The 22,489-nt window shown below is 75.7% G+C and carries 18 protein-coding genes and 1 tRNA gene; 11 read left to right on the forward strand and 8 right to left on the reverse strand.

The genetic code is table 11. The features are described from left to right. Positions 1–85: 85 nt before the first annotated feature. The 3 genes from AC1VL8_RS15450 to AC1VL8_RS15460 form a co-directional block, all read right to left on the reverse strand. Positions 86–568, reverse strand: a complete 483-nt coding sequence (locus AC1VL8_RS15450; protein ID WP_483075780.1) for a DUF4262 domain-containing protein — start codon at positions 566–568, stop codon at positions 86–88. 65 nt (positions 569–633) lie between these two features. Beyond that, positions 634–706 (reverse strand) — tRNA-Leu (locus tag AC1VL8_RS15455). A gap of 43 nt (positions 707–749) precedes the next feature. Then, complete coding sequence (locus tag AC1VL8_RS15460) at positions 750–1,760, reverse strand: cache domain-containing protein (protein WP_483075781.1); 1,011 nt, start codon at positions 1,758–1,760, stop codon at positions 750–752. Positions 1,761–2,022: 262 nt separating this feature from the next. Here AC1VL8_RS15460 and AC1VL8_RS15465 point away from each other — a divergent pair, with 262 nt between their 5' ends. Beyond that, entirely contained in the window at positions 2,023–2,826 is an 804-nt protein-coding gene (locus tag AC1VL8_RS15465) for a putative protein N(5)-glutamine methyltransferase (protein ID WP_483075782.1), read from the forward strand. A 49-nt stretch (positions 2,827–2,875) separates the two neighbouring features. Further along, the gene (locus AC1VL8_RS15470; protein ID WP_483075783.1) at positions 2,876–3,475 is read left to right on the forward strand and encodes an isochorismatase family protein; all 600 of its coding nucleotides are present in this window, start codon (positions 2,876–2,878) and stop codon (positions 3,473–3,475) included. A 22-nt stretch (positions 3,476–3,497) separates the two neighbouring features. On the opposite strand, the gene AC1VL8_RS15475 is transcribed toward AC1VL8_RS15470, so the two are convergent. After that, positions 3,498–3,707 carry a hypothetical protein gene (locus tag AC1VL8_RS15475; RefSeq protein ID WP_389229634.1) on the reverse strand — a complete coding sequence of 70 codons (210 nt, stop codon included), beginning with the start codon at positions 3,705–3,707 and terminating at the stop codon, positions 3,498–3,500. Between the two features lie 288 nt (positions 3,708–3,995). On the opposite strand from AC1VL8_RS15475, the gene glgX reads away from it, so the two are divergent. The 3 genes from glgX to treZ are packed head-to-tail and all read left to right on the forward strand — an operon-like array spanning position 3,996 to position 10,734. Next, entirely contained in the window at positions 3,996–6,257 is a 2,262-nt protein-coding gene (gene glgX, locus AC1VL8_RS15480) for a glycogen debranching protein GlgX (RefSeq protein WP_483075784.1), read from the forward strand. Next, positions 6,254–8,785 (forward strand): malto-oligosyltrehalose synthase, encoded by a 2,532-nt coding sequence (treY, locus tag AC1VL8_RS15485; RefSeq protein WP_483075785.1) that lies wholly within the window; start codon positions 6,254–6,256, stop codon positions 8,783–8,785. Before glgX ends, treY begins: the two co-directional genes overlap by 4 nt. Continuing rightward, positions 8,782–10,734: a malto-oligosyltrehalose trehalohydrolase gene (gene treZ / locus AC1VL8_RS15490; RefSeq protein ID WP_483075786.1), complete on the forward strand. Its 1,953-nt coding sequence runs from the start codon at positions 8,782–8,784 to the stop codon at positions 10,732–10,734. Before treY ends, treZ begins: the two co-directional genes overlap by 4 nt. Positions 10,735–11,128: 394 nt before the next feature. Here the strand turns inward: treZ and zapE are convergent, their stop codons facing one another. After that, entirely contained in the window at positions 11,129–12,193 is a 1,065-nt protein-coding gene (gene zapE, locus AC1VL8_RS15495) for a cell division protein ZapE (RefSeq protein WP_483075787.1), read from the reverse strand. Between the two features lie 217 nt (positions 12,194–12,410). On the opposite strand from zapE, the gene AC1VL8_RS15500 reads away from it, so the two are divergent. Continuing rightward, positions 12,411–13,067 (forward strand): dihydrofolate reductase family protein, encoded by a 657-nt coding sequence (locus tag AC1VL8_RS15500; protein WP_483075788.1) that lies wholly within the window; start codon positions 12,411–12,413, stop codon positions 13,065–13,067. Positions 13,068–13,097: 30 nt separating this feature from the next. Continuing rightward, positions 13,098–13,583, forward strand: a complete 486-nt coding sequence (locus AC1VL8_RS15505; protein ID WP_389229652.1) for a hypothetical protein — start codon at positions 13,098–13,100, stop codon at positions 13,581–13,583. A gap of 79 nt (positions 13,584–13,662) precedes the next feature. Here AC1VL8_RS15505 and AC1VL8_RS15510 read toward each other — a convergent pair whose 3' ends face one another. Next, positions 13,663–14,928, reverse strand: coding sequence for a carboxylate--amine ligase (locus AC1VL8_RS15510; protein ID WP_483075789.1), 1,266 nt, complete (start codon positions 14,926–14,928; stop codon positions 13,663–13,665). Beyond that, the gene (gene gndA, locus AC1VL8_RS15515) at positions 14,925–16,364 is read right to left on the reverse strand and encodes an NADP-dependent phosphogluconate dehydrogenase (RefSeq protein WP_483075790.1); all 1,440 of its coding nucleotides are present in this window, start codon (positions 16,362–16,364) and stop codon (positions 14,925–14,927) included. The genes AC1VL8_RS15510 and gndA overlap by 4 nt, the downstream gene beginning before the upstream one ends. A 111-nt stretch (positions 16,365–16,475) precedes the next feature. Between gndA and AC1VL8_RS15520 the strand changes: the two genes are divergently transcribed. The 4 genes from AC1VL8_RS15520 to AC1VL8_RS15535 all read left to right on the forward strand — a co-directional run bounded on the left by AC1VL8_RS15520 (position 16,476) and on the right by AC1VL8_RS15535 (position 21,537). After that, positions 16,476–17,057 carry a DUF3000 domain-containing protein gene (locus AC1VL8_RS15520; RefSeq protein WP_483075791.1) on the forward strand — a complete coding sequence of 194 codons (582 nt, stop codon included), beginning with the start codon at positions 16,476–16,478 and terminating at the stop codon, positions 17,055–17,057. 137 nt (positions 17,058–17,194) lie between these two features. Beyond that, positions 17,195–17,791: a helix-turn-helix transcriptional regulator gene (locus AC1VL8_RS15525; protein WP_389229664.1), complete on the forward strand. Its 597-nt coding sequence runs from the start codon at positions 17,195–17,197 to the stop codon at positions 17,789–17,791. Positions 17,792–17,857: 66 nt separating this feature from the next. Beyond that, positions 17,858–19,186 carry an HRDC domain-containing protein gene (locus AC1VL8_RS15530; protein ID WP_389229667.1) on the forward strand — a complete coding sequence of 443 codons (1,329 nt, stop codon included), beginning with the start codon at positions 17,858–17,860 and terminating at the stop codon, positions 19,184–19,186. A 116-nt stretch (positions 19,187–19,302) separates the two neighbouring features. Beyond that, a complete protein-coding gene (locus AC1VL8_RS15535; RefSeq protein ID WP_483075792.1) occupies positions 19,303–21,537 on the forward strand; it encodes a 3-hydroxyacyl-CoA dehydrogenase NAD-binding domain-containing protein in 2,235 nt (744 codons plus the stop codon). 10 nt (positions 21,538–21,547) lie between these two features. Here AC1VL8_RS15535 and pflA read toward each other — a convergent pair whose 3' ends face one another. Then, positions 21,548–22,435 (reverse strand): pyruvate formate-lyase-activating protein, encoded by an 888-nt coding sequence (pflA, locus tag AC1VL8_RS15540; protein WP_483075793.1) that lies wholly within the window; start codon positions 22,433–22,435, stop codon positions 21,548–21,550. Positions 22,436–22,489 lie beyond the last annotated feature (54 nt).

Genomic DNA, 22,489 nt, shown 5'->3' on the forward strand with positions numbered 1-22,489 from the left:
GAGGGGGCGAACGAGCTGCTCGTCACCGTGGGCGGGTGGTGGGACGAGCCCCGTCGTGGACGACGCGGTCGCCTGACCCGTCCGGCTACCGCCGGCCGGGAGAGGCGGGTCCCAGGTCGGGCACGATGCCGAGCAGCGGGACGCTCGCGATCCGCGACCCGGGTTGCCAGGGCCACCGGCCGTCCCGGTCCGGGTAGATCAGCTGCAGCGCCGGGACCGGCAGCGGCGACGGCGACAGCGCGTTCGCGTGCAGCAGGTGCGTCCGCGAGTCCAGGACCTCCATGACGCGGACCGGCTGGCCGCCCTTGCGGCCGTCGACCACGTCGCCGTCCACGTAGGCACGCCCCTGCCGCAGCTGCCAGGCCACGGAGTCGAGCATCGGGGCGGCGACGTCGTCGGGCGGGCCGAACACGATCAGCTCGGGCAGCCCTGCCCGGTGCAGCCCCACGGTGTACGTGAACGCGGGTTCGCCCCCGCCGCCGAGGACGTGCTGCTGGGCCCAGCCGCGCTCCTCGATGATCTGCTCGGTGCGGGCGAGGTGGGCGCGGATGAAGGTGTCGTCGTCCATGCGGCCACCATGCCGTCGACCACCCACACCGGTCGGGCAGCGCCACCGTCCGCACGGCACACAGGTGCCCCGGGTGGGATTCGAACCCACACTGGATCGGGTTTGAGCCGATTGCCTCTGCCGTTGGGCTACCGGGGCGCGCGACCAGGTTACCGGCGCGGACGTGCTGGTCGACGCAACCTCACCCGTGCTGGACCAGCGCCCCGTACCAGCCCAGCCCCTCGTACGTCTCGTACCCGGGCGTCGCGGCGAATCCGACGGTCACGCCACCGTCGACGTAGGACCCGCTCGCGCCGTCCGCCGTGCGCAGCGGCACCCGCTCGGTGAGCACGCCGACGCCGTCGGACGCGGCGAGCACCAGGCCCGTCCGGTCGAGGACCAGCACCCGGGTGCGCTCCCGCTCCCCCGGCGCGAGCCGGACGCCGTCCACGATCGCCCGGGACTGCCGCTCCCAGTCGAAGAACACCCCGAGCGCACCCACCGGCGCCCCGGTCGTGGCGCCGCCCGCGCGCACCGCCGTGGCGTAGGTCGCCGCGAGGCCCCCGAGCTCGGGGACGCGCGCCACGTCGAGCGCGGCGTACGCGTCGCCGTCCCGGGTCGCCATCGCCGCGCGGAACCACTCCTGGTCGCGCACGTCGCTGCCGACCACGCCACCGCGGTCCGACCCGGCGCGGGCCACGACCCGGCCGTCCGCGTCGGCGAGCCACAGGTCCAGGTAGACGGTGTAGCTGCGCAGGATCGTCGCGAGCCGGTCGCCCGCGTGCCGGGCCGCCGCGGGGTCCCGCGTCGTCAGGGCGTCCACGAGGGCGCCGTCGGTGGCCCACCACCGCACGTCGCAGGACCGCTCGTAGAGGTTGCGGTCCATCAGCTCGATCACGTTCAGCGCGAGGTCGGCCAGCCGCTGGCCGCGGACCCGGCCCACGAGCTGGTGCCCGAGCTCGACCAGCTCGTCCAGGCGCGGGCGGAGCTCGCCGGACAGCTCCTCCGAGAGCGCGCGGGCGCGGTCGGCGACCTCCCCGACCTCCCGGGCGACGACGGCGAACCCCGCACCGGCGTCCCCGACGCGCGCAGACTCGATCAGGGCGTTCAGCGCGAGCATCTTCGTGCTGCGCGCGACCTGCTCGATGCCCTGCAGCTTCTCGTCGGTGACGCGGCCGACCTCCTCGGCCAGACGCACGACCCGTTCCGGCACGGCGGACCTCCCTGCGGGGTAGCGGTTTCCCCTGCACCCAGCCCCCATCGACCACCCGCTGGCGGAGCTCAGCGGTGCCGGGCCACCGCCACCGACACCGCCAGCGCCACCGCCACCGGCACCGCCACCGCCACCGCCACCGCCACCGAGGGCGCATGCGACACCACGAGGGCGTACTCCCCGCAGTACGCCCTCGTGGTGTCGCGTACGCCCTCGCGTCCCGGCGACCGCTGCGGGGGTGGGGGGTCGTAGAGTGCGCGGCGTGGTGAGCGGGGTGGGGAGTGGCGAGGTCGAGCGGCTGGTGGGGCGGCTGCGGGGGGCCGGGTGCGTGTTCGCCGAGGACGAGGCGGCGCTGCTGGTCGCCGAGGCCGTCGACGAGGCGGCGCTCGAGGCGATGACCGTGCGGCGGGTCGCCGGAGAGCCGCTGGAGCAGGTCGTCGGGTGGGCGCTCTTCGAGGGGCTGCGGATCGCCGTCGCGCCCGGGGTCTTCGTGCCGCGCGCCCGGACGGGGACGCTCGTGGAGCAGGCGCTGCGGGTGCTGCCGGACGGCGCGACGGTCGTCGACCTGTGCTGCGGCAGCGGGGCGGTCGGCGTCGCGGTCGCGGTGGCACGGCCGGACGCACGGCTGTGGGCCGCCGACGTGGACCCCGCGGCCACCGCGTGCGCGTCCCGCAACGTCGCGGCGTTCCTGCCCGGCCGCGGCGAGGTGCTGCTCGGCGACCTCGACGCGCCGCTGCCGGCCCGGCTGCTCGGCCGGGTGGACGTCCTCGTCGCCAACGCCCCGTACGTGCCGACCGCCGAGATCGCGCACATGCCCGTCGAGGCGCGGGAGCACGAGCCGCACGTAGCGCTGGACGGCGGCGCGGACGGCGTCGACCTGCACCGGCGCGTCGCCGCCGCCGCACCGCGCTGGCTGGCCCCCGGCGGTCACCTGCTCATCGAGACGAGCGGGCGGCAGGCCCCCGCCACCGTCGCGGCCTGCGCGGCGCACGGGCTCACGGCCCACGTGGTGCACGACGACGAGCGCGACGGCACCGTCGTCGTGGCCCGGCGCGCCGGTTCGTAGAGTGGGCGGGTCGGTCCCGCACGGTGCGGATCCGGGTCGGGAGGTCGCGGTGGTCCGGGCACTGGTCGTGGTGGACGTGCAGAACGACTTCTGCGAGGGCGGGGCGCTCGCCGTCGCGGGCGGCTCCGCGGTGGCCGAGCACGTGTCCGCGTACCTCGACGGCGCCGGCGACGGGTACGACGTGGTCGTCGCGACCGCCGACTGGCACGAGCCGCTGCCGGACAGCAACGCCGGCCACTTCGCGGTGGGCGCCGACCCCGACTACGTCGCGACGTGGCCCGAGCACTGCGTGCGGGACACCGACGGCGCCGCGTACCACCCCGCGCTGCGGCTGCCCGCGCGCACCCTGCACGTGCGCAAGGGGCAGGGCCGGCAGGACTACTCCGGGTTCGAGGGTGTCGTCGTGACCGGCGGCGCGGGCGCGCTCGCCGACGCGCTGCTCGGAGCCGGGGTGGCCGAGGTGGACGTCGTCGGGCTGGCCACGGACCACTGCGTCACCGCGACCGCGCTCGACGCGCTGGACGCCGGGTTCGGGGTCCGGGTGCTCACCGACCTCACCGCCGGGGTGGGCGTGCGGACGACCATCGACGCGCTGACCCGGCTCGCCGGTCGCGGCGTGGTGCTGACCACGTCCGACGCGGCTCGCTGACCGGCGGGTCGGCCGCTGCCGGTCAGCCCTGGTCGGAGCGCAGCGCCCCCGTCCGGCGGTAGGTGTCGGCGATCTGCTGGGCCTGCGCGGAGATGAGGCGGCGGTAGAGGTCGAGCGCGGCGTCGACGCGGTCCGGGGCGTCGCCGCGGCTCCGGGCGAGCTGCCAGTCGCGCTTGGCGGCCGCGATGTCGGCGTTGGTGATCACCACGTGCGCGTCGTCCTCATCGGCCATACCCCGAACTATGCGTCCGATTTGCCCGATATGCGATAGTCCGTCGGAGTGAACGAAGGGCCTGGGACGGGTGAACGCGAGGCGTCCGCGGCCCGCCGGACCGCAGGACGGGCGCCGGCACCGGGACCGCGAGCGCCGCGCCACCCCCGCCCGCCGTCACCCGGGCGCGGCGTTCGTCCTGCGGAGTGTGGGTGACCCCTGGCACGCTGTGCCCAGGAGCACCCCCTGCTCACGCACCCCGTGCTCACGCACCCCCCGTGCTCGCGACACCCCGAAGGACTGCCCCGCATGAGGATCTGGCCCGGACGCCCCTACCCGCTCGGCGCGACGTACGACGGGAGCGGCACGAACTTCGCGCTGTTCTCCGGCGTGGCCGAGCGCGTCGAGCTCTGCCTGTTCGACGAGGCGGGCAACGAGACCCGCGTCGACCTGCCCGAGGTCGACGCGTTCGTCTGGCACGGCTACCTCCCGGCGCTGCAGCCGGGCCAGCGGTACGGCTACCGGGTGCACGGCCCGTACGACCCCGAGCAGGGGCACCGGTGCGACCCGTCCAAGCTGCTGCTCGACCCGTACGCGAAGGCGATCGACGGGCAGGTCGACGGCGACCCGTCGCTGTACTCGTACCGGTTCGGCGCCGAGGACGAGCGCAACACCGACGACTCCGCGGCGCACACGATGACGTCCGTGGTCGTGAACCCGTACTTCGACTGGGGCCACGACCGCCCGCCGCAGCACGAGTACCACGACTCGGTGATCTACGAGGCGCACGTGCGCGGCCTGACCCGGCTGCACCCGGCCGTCCCGGAGGAGATGCGCGGGACCTACTCGGCCCTGGCGCACCCCGCGGTGATCGAGCACCTGTCGAACCTCGGCGTGACGGCGGTCGAGCTCATGCCCGTGCACCAGTTCGTCAACGACCCCTCCTTGCAGGAGAAGGGGCTGTCGAACTACTGGGGCTACAACACCATCGGCTTCTTCGCGCCGCACAACGCCTACGCCGCGTTCGGCAGCACCGGCCAGCAGGTGCAGGAGTTCAAGGCGATGGTCAAGGCCCTGCACGCCGCCGACATCGAGGTCATCCTCGACGTCGTCTACAACCACACCGCCGAGGGCAACCACATGGGCCCGACGCTGTCGTTCCGCGGCATCGACAACGCGTCGTACTACCGGCTCGTGGACGAGGACCAGGCGCACTACTTCGACACGACCGGTACCGGCAACTCGCTGCTCATGCGCTCGCCGCACGTGCTGCAGATGATCATGGACTCGCTGCGCTACTGGGTGCAGGACATGCACGTCGACGGCTTCCGGTTCGACCTCGCCGCGACGCTCGCGCGCCAGTTCCACGAGGTGGACCGGCTGTCGGCGTTCTTCGACATCGTCCAGCAGGACCCGATCATCTCCCAGGTCAAGCTCATCGCGGAGCCGTGGGACCTCGGCGACGGGGGCTACCAGGTCGGCGGGTTCCCGCCCCTGTGGTCGGAGTGGAACGGGCAGTACCGGGACACCGTCCGCGACTTCTGGCGCGGCGAGCCGTCGACGCTCGCGGAGTTCGCGAGCCGGCTGTCCGGGTCCTCGGACCTCTACGAGCACTCGGGCCGGCGCCCGATCGCCAGCGTCAACTTCGTGACCGCGCACGACGGGTTCACGCTCGCGGACCTCGTGTCGTACAACGAGAAGCACAACGAGGCCAACGGCGAGGACAACCGCGACGGCGAGAGCCACAACCGGTCGTGGAACTCCGGCGCCGAGGGCCCGACCGACGACCCGGCGATCAACGACCTGCGCGGTCGGCAGCAGCGCAACTTCCTCACCACGCTGCTGCTGTCCCAGGGCGTCCCGATGATCGCCCACGGCGACGAGCTCGGTCGCACCCAGCAGGGCAACAACAACGTGTACTGCCAGGACGACGAGCTGTCGTGGGTGGACTGGGACCTGGACGAGCCGCGCACGTCGCTGCTCGACTTCGCCCGGCGCGTCGTGCACCTGCGCCGCGACCACCCCGTGTTCCGTCGGCGCCGGTTCTTCGCCGGCGCACCCGAGCGCGGCGGCGAGTCCGACCTGCGCGACATCGCGTGGCTCACCCCGGCCGGGCAGCACATGTCCGACGCGCAGTGGCAGGAGGAGTTCGCCCGCGCCGTCATGGTCTTCCTCAACGGCGACGCGATCGCCGAGCCCGACCTGCGCGGCGAGGAGATCGTCGACGACTCGTTCCTCATCCTGTTCAACGCCCAGCCCGAGGCCGTCACGTTCGTGCTGCCCGACGAGGAGTACGGCGCGACGTGGACCGTCGCGCTCGACACCGACCACCAGCTCGAGGTCGGCGACGAGCTCGCCGCGCGGGCCGAGCTGAGCATCGAGCACCGGTCCACGGTCGTGCTGACCCGGCCGCCGGTGCAGGCGATCGACCCGGTGACGCAGGCCCCGGCGACCACGTCGCTCGCGACCGGCGCGCCGTCCACCGCGTCCACCGACGTGCCCTCGCACCTCAAGGTCGCGCCGCCGCGCCCCGACGCCACGGCGTCCGGCAGCACGGGATCCGGCGCGTGAGCGTCGACCGCGGCGGCGAGGCCCGCACCCCCACGCGGCGGCTCCCGGCGCCCGGCCGGCCCGTCCCGACGTCCACCTACCGGGTGCAGCTCGGCGCCGACCTGACCCTCGACGACGTCGCGGAGCGGGTGCCGTACCTGGCCGACCTCGGCGTCACGCACGTGTACCTGTCCCCCGTGCTGACCGCCGCGCCCGGCTCTACGCACGGGTACGACGTGGTCGACCACGACGAGATCTCGCCGGTGCTCGGTGGCGAGCCCGCCCTGCGCCGGCTCGCGGACCGCGCGCACGCCGCCGGCCTCGGCCTGGTGCTCGACATCGTGCCGAACCACATGGCCGTGCCCACCCCGGCGTGGCACAACAAGGCCCTGTGGTCCGTGCTCGCCGAGGGCCCGGACTCCCCCTACGCGAGCTGGTTCGACGTCGACTGGTCCGCGGGGCAGGGCGACGTGCTGATGCCCGTGCTCGGCGACCGGATCGGGGCGGTGCTCGCCTCGGGCCAGCTGCACCTCGAGCACGAGGTCGTCCCCGGCCAGGGCGACCAGCCCGTCGCCGTGCTGCGGTACCACGACCACGCGTTCCCCGTGCGACCCGGGACCGAGCAGCTGCCGCTCGCCGAGCTGCTGGAGCGCCAGCACTACCGGCTGGCGTACTGGCGGGTCGCGGACGAGGAGCTCAACTACCGCCGGTTCTTCGACGTGGGCACCCTCGCCGCGATCCGCGTCGAGGACCCGACCGTGTTCGACGCGACGCACGACCTCGTCCTGCGGCTCCTCGACGAGGGCGTGCTCGACGGCCTGCGGATCGACCACCCGGACGGGCTCGCCGACCCCGGCGGCTACCTCGACCGGCTCCGTGACCGCTCCGGCGGCGCGTGGGTCGTGGTCGAGAAGATCCTGCAGGGCGACGAGGAGCTCCCCGCCGACTGGGACACCGCCGGCACCACCGGGTACGAGGCGCTCTGGCGGATCCAGCAGGCGTTCGTCGACCCGGGCGGTGCAGCCCGGCTCGGCGCGCTCATGCACCGGCTCACCGGCGAGTCCGTGGACACGCTGCCCGAGCTCGTCGACACCGCCAAGCGCCAGGTCGTGGACCGTGCGCTCTACGCGGAGGTGCACCGGCTCACCGAGCTCGCCGCCGAGGTCTGCCGCGACGACCTCCGGCTGCGCGACCACACCTGGCGGTCCCTGCACGACTGCCTCGTCGAGCTGCTGGTCGCGTTCGACCGGTACCGGGCGTACGTCGTCCCCGGGGCCACGCCGCACCCGACCGACACCGAGGCGCTCGAGCAGGCCGCGCGGATCGCCCGCGAGCGCCTCGCACCCGAGCGCGCCGCCACCATGGACGTAGTCGTCGACCTGCTCCTCGGGCGGGAGGTCGGCAGCGCCGGCCGCACCCGGGACGCCCGGCGCGACGAGCTCGTCGTCCGGTTCCAGCAGACCTGCGGCGCCGTCATGGCCAAGGGCGTCGAGGACACCGCGTTCTACCGCTGGACGCACCTCGTCGCGCTCACGGAGGTCGGCGGCGAGCCCGAGCGGTTCGCCCTGTCCCCCACCGAGCTGCTGGCCTGGGCGTCGCGTGCCCAGCTCCAGACCCCCCTCGGCATGACCACGCTCTCCACGCACGACACCAAGCGCAGCGAGGACGTGCGCGCCCGCCTGGGCGTGCTGTCGGAGCTCCCCGTGGAGTGGACGGAGCTCGTCGCCGGGCTGCGCGCCGCGTCCGCCGCGTACCGCAGCACCCTGCTGGACGGCCGCACGGAGAACCTGCTCTGGCAGACCCTCGCCGGCACCTGGACCGCGGACGGCCCGATCGCCACCGACCGCCTCACGGAGTACCTGACCAAGGCCGTCCGCGAGGCGAAGGACCACACGTCGTGGACCGCGCCGGACGACGCCTACGAGCGGGCCGTGCTCGACGCCGCCACGCAGGTGCTCGCCGACCCGCGCGTCGCCGAGCTGCTCGAGGCCTGGGAGCACCGCACCCGGGCCGCCGTGCGCGGCGCGACCCTCGGGCAGAAGCTGGTGCAGCTGACCCTGCCGGGCGTCGCCGACGTCTACCAGGGCACCGAGGTGCCCGCGGTCGCGCTCGTCGACCCGGACAACCGCCGGCCCGTCGACACCGAGGCGCTCGCCGCCCGGCTCGCCCGCCTCGACGAGGGCGCCGGCCCGCGGGACCTCGCGGACGAGAAGCTGCTCGTCACCTCCCGCGCCCTGCGCCTGCGCCGGGACGTCCCCGAGGCATTCGTCGGCCCCGGCGCGGGGTTCGTACCGCTGCCGCACTCCTCCGGCCACGTCCTCACCTACGCCCGGACCGCCGACGGCGAGCCCCGCGTCGTGGTCGTCGCCACCCGGCTCGCCGCGATGGTCGACCGGCTCGGCGGGTGGGGCGACCACACCGTCGCCCTCCCCGAGGGCGAGTGGCACGACGTCCTCGGCGACCGCCGCGTCGACGGCGGCGTCCGCCCGCTGGCCGAGCTGCTCGACCGTCTGCCCGTTGCGCTCCTCGTCCGCCGGAGCGACGCGTGACCGCCGCCGGACCCGGCGCCGCCCGCCGGCCCGGGGACGTCTGGGCGCCGCACGCGCGCACGGTCGCCCTGCACCTGCCCGCGTCCGACGACGCCGGGGAGGCCGACCTGCCCCTGCGCGCCGCGGGCGACGGCTGGTGGACGGTCGACCGGGACCTGCCGCACGGCACCGACTACGCGTTCGTGCTCGACGGTGGCGACCCCCGGCCCGACCCGCGCAGCGCGTGGCAGCCCGATGGCGTGCACGGCCCCAGCCGGGTGTTCGACGCCGCGCGGCACGCCTGGTCCGACGCGGGCTGGCCCGGCCGGGACGTGCGGGGCTCGGTCGTGTACGAGCTGCACGTCGGCACCTTCACGCCCGACGGCACCCTCGACGCCGCCGCCGAGCGGCTCGACCACCTCGCCGCGCTCGGCGTCCAGGTCGTCGAGCTGCTGCCGATCGCGCCGTTCAGCGGCGTGCACGGCTGGGGGTACGACGGCGTCGGCCTCTACGGCGTCCACGAGCCCTACGGCGGCCCCGCGGCGCTCCAGCGGTTCGTCGACGCCGCGCACGGCGCCGGGCTCGCCGTCTGCCTCGACGTCGTGCACAACCACCTCGGGCCGTCCGGGAACTACCTGGGCGAGTTCGGGCCCTACTTCACCGACGCCCACCACACCCCGTGGGGTGCGGCCGTCAACCTCGACGACGACGGCTCGCACGAGGTCCGCCGCTGGGTCCTCGACAGCGCGCTGCGGTGGCTGCGCGACTTCCACGTGGACGCGCTGCGCCTCGACGCGGTGCACGCCCTCGTCGACGACTCGCCCCGGCACGTGCTCGCGCAGCTGTCCGACGAGGTCGCCGCCCTGGCCACCGAGCTCGGGCGGCCGCTGTCCCTGATCGCCGAGGTCGACCTCAACGACCCGGTCAGCGTCACGCCGACAGCCGACGGCGGGTGGGGCATGACCGGGCAGTGGGCCGACGACGTCCACCACGCCCTGCACGCCCTCCTCACCGGGGAGCGGCACGGGTACTACGTCGACTTCGGGTCGCCCGCCACGCTGCGGCAGGCGATGACCGGGGTGTTCGTGCACGACGGCTCCTTCTCGACGTTCCGGGGGGAGCACTGGGGCCGGCCCGTGCCGCCCGAGGTCGACGGGCACCGGTTCGTCGTGTTCGGCTCCGACCACGACCAGGTCGGCAACCGCGCCCGCGGCGACCGGCCCACCGCCGTGCTCGACGACGGTGCCCTCGCCGCGACCGCCGCGCTCGTGCTGCTGTCCCCGTACACGCCGATGCTGTTCATGGGCGAGGAGTGGGCCGCGCGCACCCCCTGGATGTACGTGACCGACCACCCCGAGCCCGACCTCGCCCAGGCCGTCCGCGAGGGCCGCTCCCGGGAGTTCGGCGGCCACGGCTGGGCGTCGATGTACGGGGAGACCGACGAGGCGTTCGAGGTGCCCGACCCGCAGGACCCCGCGACCTTCGAGGCCAGCCGCCTCGACTGGGCCGAGCCCGACCTCCCCGGCCACGCCCGGATGCTCGACTGGTACCGGACGCTGATCTCGCTGCGACGCGACGTCCCCGACCTCGCGTCCGGGGACCGGCGGGCCACGGACCTCACCTGGGCGCCGGTCGAGGTGCCCGAGGACGGCCCGTGGGCGGACTGGCTGGTGCTGCACCGCGGTGACGCCCGCATCGTGGTCAACCTCGCGGACGCCGAGCGCACCGTGCCGCTGCGCACGGACCGCGACCTCACCGTGCGGGCGGCATGGACCCACGCCCGGGTCGTCCGCCCCGGCGACCCGGGGCACGAGCCCGCAGGTCACGAGGGCGCGGGCCCCGCGGGCGCAGGCCCCGCGGGCGCACGTCACGAGGGCGCAAGCTCCGACGCCGCCCCGCGGGACGTCGTCGTGCCGGACACCGACACCCGCGTGGTCGTCCCGCCCCGCTCGGTCACCATCCTGACCTGACCCCCGCGCGCTCGCCGAGACAGGGCGCCCGCGTCGAGACAGGGCGGTGCAACGCCCCATCTCGACGCGGAGGCCCTGTGTCGGCGGACGCGCAGGCGCAGGTGCCGGACGCGGGCCGCGTCACCGGCGCGGTTTCCCCTCCCCGCACGGCCCTCCTGCCGCCGACACGCGTGCCGGGCGCGCGCCGAGAGAGGGCCTCCGCGCGCACGGCTCGCCGGGCGCCGACACGCGTGCCGGGCGCGCGCCGAGACAGGACGTCCGCGGCGAGACAGGTCCGTGCACGGCCCGATCTCGGCGCGACGGTCCTCTCTCGGCGAGCCTCAGGGGTGACCGGCCGACCCGCGCCGGGCTCGCGGCAGGACGGGCGGCGGGCCGGGCGCGCTCGGTGCGAGGCTCAGGGGGCGGGGGTGACCTCCGCGCGGCCGCGCTCGGCGAGCGCGCCGAGCCGGGACAGCGCCCGGAAGTACTTCTTGCGGTACCCGCCGCCGAGCATCTGCTCGGAGAACAGCACGGACTCCCCCGCACCGCCGAGCAGCACCGGCACGTCGCGGTCGTAGAGCCGGTCGACCAGGACGACCAGCCGCAGCGCCACGTCCTGGTCGCGCAGCGGTCCGACACCGGTGAGCCCGACGAGGTCCACGCCGTCGAGCAGCGCCCCGTACCGGGACGGGTGCACCGTGGCCAGGTGCGCGCACAGCGCCCCGAAGTCGTCCAGCGTCGCGCCGGCCACCCCGTCCACGGCCGCGCGCACCGCGGCGTCGTCGAGCCCCGGCGCGTCGGTCACCGTGGACCGCTGCCGGTAGTCCTGACCGTCGATCCGCAGCACCTCGAACCGCCCGGACAGGTCCTGGATCTCGCGCAGGAAGTCGTCCGCCGCGAACCGACCCTCGCCGAGCGACTCCGGGAGGGTGTTCGACGTGGCGGCCAGCGCCACGCCGCGGTCGGTGAGCTCGCGCAGCAGCCGGGACATCAGCACGGTGTCGCCGGGGTCGTCGAGCTCGAACTCGTCGATGCAGACGAGGCGCCGCGTGGCGAGGGCGTCGACGGTCGGTCGGAACCCGAGGGCGCCGACGAGGTTGGTGTACTCCACGAACGTCCCGTACGACGACGCCTCGGGCCCGACCGCGGTCGCCAGCGACGCGAGCAGGTGGGTCTTGCCGACGCCGAACCCGCCGTCGAGGTACACCGCGGGCACCGCGGCGGGCTTGCGCCGGAACCACCGCAGTCCCCCGACGCCCCCACCACCGGGCCGGGATCCGCCGGTGAGCGTGGCGGCGACCTCGCGCAGCCGGTCGACCGCGGCCTGCTGGCTCGGGTACCGGGTGTCGGGCCGGTAGGTGTCGAACGACTCGTGGGCGAAGTGGCGCGGGGGGACGCGCTCGGCCAGCAGCCGGTCGGGCGCCACCTCGGGACGTCGCTCGGTCAGGCTCGCCGTCGTCGGCGTGGTGCTCGGGGTCACGGCCGCTGAGCCTATGCCGCGCGGGCGCCCGGCGCAGGACCGACCACGCCGCGCCTAGGCTGACCGGCATGGCCCGCGAGCTCCGCCCCTGGACGTCCTGCTGCCCCTCGACCGCGCGGGGAGCACCCTGGCCCCGGAGCCCGGCGAGCCCGCGCTGCACGCGCTGTACGCGCACCCCGCGCGGCGGCCCGGTCGCACGGCGTCGGTCCGCGGGAACATGATCGCGACGCTCGACGGCGCCGCCCAGGGCCCGGACGGCCGGTCGCGCAGCATCAACGGCCCCGCGGACTGGCGGGTGTTCCGGGTGATGCGGGCCGTCGCGGACGTCGTCCTCGTGGGTGCCGGGACGGCCCGGGCGGAGGGCTACACGCCGCTCGCGGTGCCCGCGGACCTCCGCGCCGCCCGGGCCGCCCGGGGTCAGGCGCCCGACCTGGAGCTCGCGCTCGTCACGGCGTCCGGTGCCGTCCCGCCGGGACTGCTGGGCACGGACCGCCCGCCGTACGTCGTCACGACGCAGGCGTGCCCCCGGTTGGACGAGCTGCGCGCCGAGCTCGGCGACGACCACGTGCTGGTCGCGGGCTCGGACGCCGTCGACCTGCCCGCCGCGCTCGACGCGCTCGCCGCGCGGGGCCTGACCCGGGTGCTCGCCGAGGGCGGGCCGCGCCTGCTCACCGACCTGGTGCGCGCCGACCTGGTCGACGAGCTGTGCCTGACGACCAGCCCGTTGCTCGTGGCCGGCCCCGGGCTGCGGGCGGTGCAGGGCGCCGAGTGGATCCACCCGCGGCGGGCCACCGCCGCGCACCTGCTGCACCACGACGGGATGCTGCTGGGCCGGTGGCACCTCGCCGGGGGGACGGGCGAGGCGGACGGGTGAGCAGCGCCGACGCCCGATAGTGTCGGACCCGTGACCGACACCATCCTGGTCCTCACGGAGGACACCCTCGCCTCGGCGGACGTCTCGCACATCCTCTCGCTGCACGAGGGCGAGACGCTCGCGTACCGCGTCCTCGTCCCCGCGGACACCGAGCGCAACGTGCTCGTGTCGCTGGTGGACCAGCTGAGCATGGGCGAGCTGCGCGACGCGCTCGACACCGTCCTGGGTCGCGAGCCCGAGCCGACCGAGGCCGCCGCGGATGCCGCCGAGCAGCTCGCCGAGAGCCTCGCCGCGTTCGCCGAGGCCGGCGCGACCGCCAGCGGCGTGGTCGTCGACGACGACCCGCTGCCGGCGCTCCGGTCCGCCGTCGCGTCCGAGGGCGCGCGCGAGGTCGTCGTCGTGACGTACCCGCACGCGCTCGAGGACACGTTCCACCGGGACTGGGCGTCCCGCGCCCGCGAGGAGCTGCACGTGCCGGTCCTGCACCTGTACTCGGGCACCAGCGAGCTCGGCTGAGCGCACCGGCCCGCGCGACGCACGACGGCCGCCCTCCCCCGTGCGGGGACGGCGGCCGTCGTGCGTCCGGCGTCGCGGGTCAGAACCCGGTGCCGGTGACCTTCGGGTAGTACCGGCGGAACTTGCGCACCTGGTTGACCGACGCGGCGAGCGCGTACCAGAGGCGCCGCGGACCGGCGTCCTTCGCGTACCGCAGCGGGTGCGCGACCTTCCGGTCCCGGATCAGCCCGCGGACCCGGGCGGCGAGCGCGGGGTCGAGCACGTACCCGAGCAGCAGCCGGTGCGGGAGGATCGAGTACAGCACCTCCGTGTCGACCACCACGGGCTCGAGCCGGTGGTCGAGCACCCGGTCCTCGACGAGGAACCGGGCGACGTTCGCCCCGGCCGCGGTCACGTAGTAGTTGTTCCGGCCGATGCGCGGGTTGACCTCGAAGAACCGGAACGACCCGTCGCGCGGGTCGACCTTCACGTCGAAGTTCGCGAACCCCACGTAGCCGACGCCGCGCAGGAACGTGCGCGCCTGCTCCAGCATGGCGTCCTCGCGGGTCACGACCATCGCGGCCGGGTTGCCCAGGCCGGACGGCGTGTGCTCCTCGAGCAGCACGTGCGCGGAGCACAGCAGCGTGATGACGCCCGCCGAGTCGACGTACGCGGTGATGGACCGCATCTGCGTGTCGTCACCGGGGACCAGCTCCTGGACGACGAACCGGCCCCGGAACCCGGCGCCGCGCAGGGACGCCCACAGCGCGGTGAGCTCGTCGGGCGTGCGGATCTCGAAGACCTTCTTCTTCCCCGCGAACTCGACGTCCTGGTAGTCGGCGCTGCTCGCCGCCTTCGCGATCAGCGGGTAGCCGACGTCGACCGGCACCGGCGCCCAGGCGGGGTCGTCGGCGAGGGCGAAGTCCTGCACGATCGTGCGCGGCACCGCGATGCCGAGCTCCGTGGCGACCTCCGCGAACGTCGCCTTGTCGGAGAGGCGGTCCATCAGCTCCTCGCCGAGGAACGGCACCACGTAGTGCGGCTCGAGCTCGGCCCGGTGCTGCACGACCACGCGCACCAGCCAGTCCGAGTTCGCGAGCAGCACGAGGCGCGCCCCGGCGTGCTCGGCGGCGACCCGCAGGAGGGCGTCGACGAGCTGGCGCGGGTCGTGGCCGTCGGCGACCAGGACGTTGTCGAGGATGCGCGAGTGCGCGACCGGCCCGAGGGCGGCCCCGCTCACGACGACCGAGCGGACCCCGTACTCCTCGTGGAACGCCCGGGCGAGCGCGTACACGCCGATGTCGGCGCCCAGGATCACGGGCTGCAGGCCCGCGACCCCCGGCGCCACCGGTGCGGCGGCGCTCACGCGGTGTGCTCGGCGCGGTCGCCGGACCAGTCCGTGTGGAACGTGCCCTCGCGGTCGGTGCGGCGGTAGGTGTGCGCGCCGAAGAAGTCGCGCTGCGCCTGGATCAGCGACGCCGGCAGGCGCTCGGCCCGCACGCCGTCGTAGTACGCGAGCGACGAGGAGAACGCGGGCGTCGGCACGCCGGCCAGGGCGGCCTGCGACACCACGCGGCGCCACGCCTGCACGCCGTTGCCGACGGCCCCGGTGAAGTACTCGTCCGCGAGCAGCAGCGGGAGGTCCGCGTCGCGCTCGTACGCCTCGGTGATCCGGTTGAGGAACCGGGCGCGGATGATGCAGCCACCGCGCCAGATCCGGGCCATCGCACCGCGGTCGATCGCCCAGTCGTTCTCGGCCGAGGCCGCGGCGATCTGGTCGAAGCCCTGCGAGTACGCCACGACCTTCGAGGCGTACAGCGCGAGCCGGACGTCCTCGATGAACGCGTCGCGGTCCGTCACGTCGAACGCCTGGGCGTGCGCCGGCAGCGTGCCGAGCGCCGCGGTGCGCTGCGGGACCGACCCGGACAGCGCGCGGGCGAACGTCGCCTCGGCGATGCCGGTGATCGGCACACCCAGGTCCAGGCCGTTCTGCACCGTCCAGCGGCCGGTGCCCTTCTGCTCCGCCTGGTCCAGGACGACGTCGACGAACGCCGACCCCGTCTCGGCGTCGACCTGCGAGAGCACCTCGGCGGTGATCTCGATGAGGAACGACTCCAGGTCGCCCTCGTTCCACGTGCGGAAGATGTCCGCGATCTCCGCGGCAGAGGCACCCAGGCCCTGCTTGAGCAGGTCGTACGCCTCCGCGATCAGCTGCATGTCGGCGTACTCGATGCCGTTGTGCACCATCTTGACGAAGTGGCCGGCGCCGTCGGGGCCGACGTACGTGCAGCACGGCGTGCCGTCGACCTTCGCCGAGATGTCCTCGAGGATCGGGCCGAGGACCTCGTACGACTCGCGCGAGCCGCCGGGCATGATCGACGGGCCGTTCAGCGCGCCCTCCTCGCCCCCGGACACGCCGGTGCCGACGAAGTGCAGTCCCTTCGCCTTGAGCGCGGCCTCACGGCGGCGGGTGTCGGGGAAGTGCGCGTTGCCCGCGTCGATGACGATGTCGCCCTCGTCCAGCAGGGGCACCAGCTCGTCGATGACCGCGTCGGTCGGGCCGCCGGCCTTGACCATGACGATCACCTTGCGGGGCCGCTCCAGCGACGCGACGAAGTCCTCGACGGACTCCGACGGGACGAACGTGCCCTCGTCGCCGTGGTCCGCGACCAGCGAGGCGGTCTTCGCGTACGAGCGGTTGTGCACCGCCACCGTGTAGCCGTGCCGGGCCAGGTTGCGGGCGAGGTTGCGACCCATCACGGCGAGGCCGGTCACGCCGATCTGTGCGGCAGGTGCAGACATGCGCAGGTGCTCCTTACGAGGCGGTGCCAAGGACCTCCAGCGTAGTGCCGCCCGCCGACGCCCGGCGTGGCTCGCCCACCCACCGGGCGCCCGCCCCTACAGTCGGCGACTGTGACCACCGGCCCCCGCGACGCGCCCGAGGAGTTCCTTCGTGCGCTCCGGTCGCTGCGCGGCGTGAGCCTGCGGGCCGAGGTCGAGCTCGAGGAGGCGCCCGGCCCTGCGCGCATCGCCCCGTACACCGCGGCGCTCGTCGCCGAGGTGCACGGCACCCGCCGGGACCCCGACGCCGACGAGCTCGCGTCCGGCCGGTTCGTCGTCCTGCACGACCTCGCCGGCCAGGAGGCCTGGGAGGGCGCCTTCCGCCTGGTCACGCTGGTCCGGTCGACGCTCGAGCCCGAGGTCGGGCAGGACCCGATGCTCGCCGAGGTCGCGTGGAGCTGGTTCTCCGACGCCCTCGCCGGGCAGGGCGTCGACGCCCGCGCCGCGGGCGGCACGGTCACCCGGGTGCTGTCCCAGTCGTTCGGCGCCCTCGACGAGCGGCCCGAGCTGTGCGAGCTCGAGCTGCGCGCGTCGTGGACCGCCCGCGACGAGGACCTGGCCCCGCACCTGCGCGCCTGGGCCGAGCTGCTGTGCACCGTCGCCGGGCTGCCGCCGCTGCCGGACGGCGTCGTCGCGCTCGGTACCCGCCGCTGACCGGCCCGCCCGCCGATCGCGCCGGGCTGTGACCCGGTGGTCACGGCGCGGTCACGATGTCACCCGTTCCGCTCAAGACAGGGTGACAGCGGGCCGATAGGAGGGACAAGCAGCTGGACAGTCGAGGGGGCACCGCAGTGAGCATCGAGCCGATCCGCCGGGGTACCGGCCTGGCACCGGGCACGCCTGCCGGCGCCCGCACCGCGACGACGCTCGCCCCGCGCTCCCCCGGACTGCGTCGGCCCACCACCTCCGCCCCGGCCGCCCCCGCGTCGACCGACCCCCGCCGTCGCCCCCTGGGCCAGATGTGCGTCGTGGTCACCGAGCTCGCCGAGGGCGACGGCCAGACCCTCGTGCGGAACCTGCGTCGCCGCGGCTCGGGCCGCGTCATCCTGCTCGCCCGCCGGGCCGGACGCCGTGACCTCGTCGGCCTGCTCACCGGCGGACTGCGCGGGGCCGTCGCGACCGAGCCCAACGCCACCGTCGGCCAGCCCGGTGCCGAGCCCGGTGCCGTGCCCTCGCCGTTCGCGCGGACCCGGCCCGACCTCACGACCCGTGAGCTGAGCGTCCTGCGGCTCGTCGCCGACGGCTTCAGCAACCGGTCGATCGGCGAGGAGCTCGGGCTGTCCGCGCTCACCGTCAAGAGCCACCTCGCCCGGATCTCGCGCAAGCTCGGCACCGGCGACCGCGCCGCGCTCGTCGCGATCTCGATCCGCACGGGCCTGCTCGCCTGACACCCGCTGCCCGTCGCGCGAGCGCGGCGGCACGGATCCGGTGCGGCGACGGCCTACGGTTGACCCATGCAGTCCGTCCCGCACCCGGCCGGTACCCCGGCCGCTGACGACCCCGCCCTGGCCGGCGCCGTCCCCACCCCGATCACGCCCGACGCGCACGCCGTGCCCGAGGTGGCCGACGCCCCCGTCGTCACGCCGCTGACCGAGCCTGCCGAGGGCGTCCCCCCGGTCGTCGACACCCCCGAGGCCCTGGCCCGGGTGGTGGCCGCGTTCGGCGCGGGCACCGGACCCGTCGCCGTCGACGCCGAGCGCGCGTCCGGCTACCGGTACGGGCAGCACAACTACCTGGTCCAGGTGCGCCGCGAGGGCGCCGGGACGGCCCTGATCGACCCCGCCGCCCTGCCTGACCTGTCCGCCCTGTCCGAGGCCCTCGTCGGCGTCGAGTGGGTCCTGCACGCCGCGTCGCAGGACCTGCCCGCCCTCGCGGAGCAGGGCATGCGCCCGTCCCGGGTGTTCGACACCGAGCTCGGCGCGCGCCTGCTGGGCCTCGAGCGGGTCGGCCTCGCCGCCGTGGTCGCCGAGCTGCTGGGCCTCGGGCTCGCCAAGGAGCACTCGGCCGTCGACTGGTCCACCCGCCCCCTGCCCGAGCAGTGGCTCCGGTACGCGGCGCTCGACGTCGAGGTGCTGGTCGAGCTCCGCGAGGTGCTCGCCGAGCGGCTGGCACTGGCCGGCAAGGCGCAGTGGGCCGCCGAGGAGTTCGAGGCCGTGCGGCTCGCCCCGCCGCCCGCCCCGCGCGTCGAGGCGTGGCGCCGCGTCTCCGGCGTGCACGCGATCCGGGACCCGCGTCGCCTCGCCGTCGTGCGCGCGCTCTGGGAGGCCCGCGACGAGAACGCCCGCCAGCGGGACGTCTCCCCCGGCCGCGTCCTGCCCGACGCCGCGATCGTCGCGGCCGCCCAGGCGCTCCCCCGGTCGGTGCCGCAGCTCGTCGCGCTCCCCGCCTTCTCCGGCAAGGGCACCCGTCGGCGCGCCGCCCTCTGGCAGCGCGCGATCGACACCGGGCTCGCCGTGCCCGACGACCAGCTCCCGAGCAGCCGCGGGCCGCGCAGCGACGGCCCCCCGCCGCCGCGGGCCTGGGCCGACCGCGACCCGGCCGCCGCGGACCGGCTCGCCGCCGCTCGCGACGTCGTCGCCGAGCTGTCCGAGACGCACACCGTGCCCGCCGAGAACCTGCTGCAGCCGGACCTGCTGCGCCGGGTCTGCTGGAGCCCGCCCGTGCCCGCCGACGCCGAGCACCTCGCCGAGCGCCTCGCCGCCGGCGGCGCACGGCCCTGGCAGGTCGGGCTGCTCGCCGGCCGGCTGGCGGAGGCGTTCGCCTCGCAGGGCGCGCGGGCCTGACGCGCGTGCGCAGGTCAGCGCGGCGGACGCACGGCGCCGACCGCCGCGACACGGGGGTGTCCTCCGGCTAGTGTCACCGGAGTTCCGTCGGACACCGTCGTCCCGCAGGAGAGCCCATGCCGCACGCGCCCGAGCAGTCGTCGTCCACCGCCCCGCAGCAGCCCGCCGCCCCGCCCGCGGTCCCCGCGCCGCCCGACGGCACCGCCCCGCCCGCCGGCACCGCACCGCGCGCGCACCTGCCGGGCGAGGCCGACGACCACGTCCTGCGCGTCCGGGCCGAGGACGTCACCCTGCCCGACGGCGGTGGGGTCCTCGCGGTGCTGACCCTCACGGCCACGGACGAGCGCCGGCCCACCACGCTCGGCCCGCGCGGTCTGGCCGTGCTGCGCGACGCCCTGCTCGCCGTGCGCGATCGCGCGGCGGCGGGCGAGGTCGCCGCGGTCGCCGTCACCGGCCGTCCGGGCTGCTTCGTCGCCGGGGCCGACCTGTCCGTGGCGCGCGAGCTGCGCGACCTGCCGGGGACCCGCGCGCTCGCCGAGGCCGGGCACGCCACGCTGCGGCTGCTCGGCGAGATGCCCGTGCCGACGTTCGCCTGGATCACCGGTCACGCCCTCGGCGGCGGGCTCGAGCTCGCCCTGCACTGCGACCACCGGGTCGTCGCCGCCGGCGTCCGGTCGCTCGGGCTGCCCGAGGCCTCGCTCGGCATCGTGCCCGGCTGGGGCGGGTGCTGGCTGCTGCCCCGCCTGGTCGGCCTGCCCGCGGCCGTCGAGCTCGCCGTCACCCGGCCGCTCGCGAGCAACCGCCTCACCACCGCCGAGCAGGCCGCGGAGATCGGGCTGGTGGACGCCGTGCTGCCCGCCGAGGGCCTCGCGGACGCCGCCCTCGCCTGGACCGCGCGGACCCTGCGCGCGGGGGCCGCGACCGCTCGCCGCACCGCGCTCGTCCCCCCGCTGCCCGACGGCGAGCCGGACCCCGTGACCCGCGCCGCCGGCGTCCTGGACGCCCGGCTGCACGGGGCCGCGCCCGCGTACGCGCACGTGCTCGACCTGCTCGCCCGCGCGGGGACCCGCGAGCGGGAGGCCGGGTTCCGCGCCGAGGACGACGTCCTGTCGACGCTGCTGCTGTCCGACCAGGCCCGCGCGGCCCTGTACGCCGCCGGGCTCACCGGCCGCGGGCCGCGGCGCGCCGGCGCCTCCGACACCGCGGACGACACCGACCCGCGCCCCGTGCGCAGCGTCGGCATCGTCGGCGCCGGGCTGATGGCGGCCCAGCTCGCCGTCCTGCTCGGCTCGCGGCTCGGCGTCCCCGTGCACATGCGGGAGGTCGACGACGAGCGCGCCGCCGCCGGGTGGGACCGGGTGCGCGGGCTCGTCGAGCAGGCCGCCGCGCGCGGCCGGATGGCACCCGACGACGCCCACCGGCTCCTCGACCGCGTCCAGGTCGGGACCGACCTCGCCGCCCTCGCCGGCGCCGACGTGGTGATCGAGGCCGTGACCGAGGTGCTCGACGTCAAGCGTGCCGTCCTCGGCGAGCTCGAGACGCTCGTGCGGGCGGACTGCGTCCTGGCGACGAACACCTCCGCCCTGTCGATCACCGCCATGTCCGACGGCCTCGCGCACCCGGAGCGGGTCGTCGGCCTGCACTTCTTCAACCCCGTCGCGCAGATGCCGCTCGTCGAGGTGGTCGCCACCGCGTCGTCCGACGCCGCGGCCCTGGCGACCGCCGTCGACGTCGCCCGGCGCGCCGGGAAGACGGTCGTGCGTACCACCGACCGGCCCGGGTTCGTCGTCAACCGCGTCCTGCTGCGGATGCTCGCCGACGTGCTCGGCGCCGTGGAGGACGGCACCCCGGTCGAAGTCGCGGACGCCGCGCTCCGGCCGCTCGGCCTGCCGATGAGCCCGTTCGCGCTGCTGCAGCTCGTCGGCCTGCCCGTCGCCCGGCACGTGCTCGTCACCCTGCACGACGAGCTCGGCCCGCGGTACCCGCGCTCCCCCGGGCTCGACCGCCTCGTCGCCGACGGCCGCACCGTCGCCCGGACCGGCTCGTCGGGGCTCGGCGAGGTCGACCCGACGATCCAGGACGCGTTCGGTGAGCCCACCGGCAGCCGCGACCGGGCCGCCGTGCTGGACCGGGTCTCGCGCGGCCTCGCCGAGGAGATCGGGCTGCTCCTCGCGGAGGGCGTCGTGCCGTCCGCCGAGCAGGTCGACCTGGCGATGCTGCTCGGCGCGGGCTGGCCGGCCCACCTCGGCGGGATCTGCCCCTACCTGGACCGGTCGGGGTGGTCCGAGCGCGTGCTCGGCCGGCGGCTGCTGCCGCCCGGCGTGGCCGACGTCGGCGGGGTCGCGGCGTGAGGCGGACGGCTCAGTAGACCGTCAGGCCCCGCTCGCGGAACTGGTCGCGGACCCGGGCGACGAGCTCCGGGCTCGGCGGCTGCGTCTCGTCGAGCCCGTAGGGCATCCCGAGGGAGTCCCACTTGTCCCGGCCCATCTGGTGGAACGGCAGCACCTCGACGCGGGTGACGGTCGACAGCGTCGCGACGTAGTCGGCCACCGCGTCCACGTTCTCGGGGGCGTCCGTCAGCCCCGGGACGAGGACGAACCGGATCCAGATCTCGGTGCCGCTCGCGGCGACCCGGCGACCGAAGTCGAGCGTCGGCTGCAGCTCCCGGCCGGTGGTCTTCTTGTACGTCTCGGGGATCCCGGACTTCACGTCCAGGAGCACCAGGTCCAGGTCGTCGAGCATCGCGTCGGTGCAGTGCGCCCCGAGGTAGCCGGACGTGTCGATCGCGGTGTGCACGCCCAGCTCCTTCGCGCCCCGCAGCACGCGGGCGACGAAGGCCGGCTGCATCAGCGGCTCGCCGCCGGAGATCGTCAGACCGCCGCCGGTGACCTCGAAGACCCCCCGGTACCGGGCGATCCGGCGCAGCAGCTCCTCGGCGAGCACCGGCTCCCCGCGACGCATCTCCATCGTGTCGGGGTTGTGGCAGTACAGGCACCGCAGCGGGCAGCCCGCGAGGAACGTCGTCAGGCGCGTCCCCGGGCCGTCCACCGCGGTCACGAGCTCCCAAGAGTGCAGCGAGCCGAGCTCGCCCGCGCGCATCTGCGCGAACTTCTCGCTCCGGTCGGCGTCGCTGACCTCGAGCCCCGCCGTGCCGGCCGAGGAGCGGTGGTGCGAGCCGCCGACCAGCGGGACGCCGAGCTCGATCACCGGGGCGCCGCCGGCGCCGACGACGGTCTGGCTGCTGGTCATCTCGTGCTCCTCCGGGCTGCGGTTCGGTGCCGGTCGTGCGGGTGGCGGGCGCCC

The sequence above is a fragment of the Cellulomonas sp. KU4C genome (assembly GCF_056868065.1).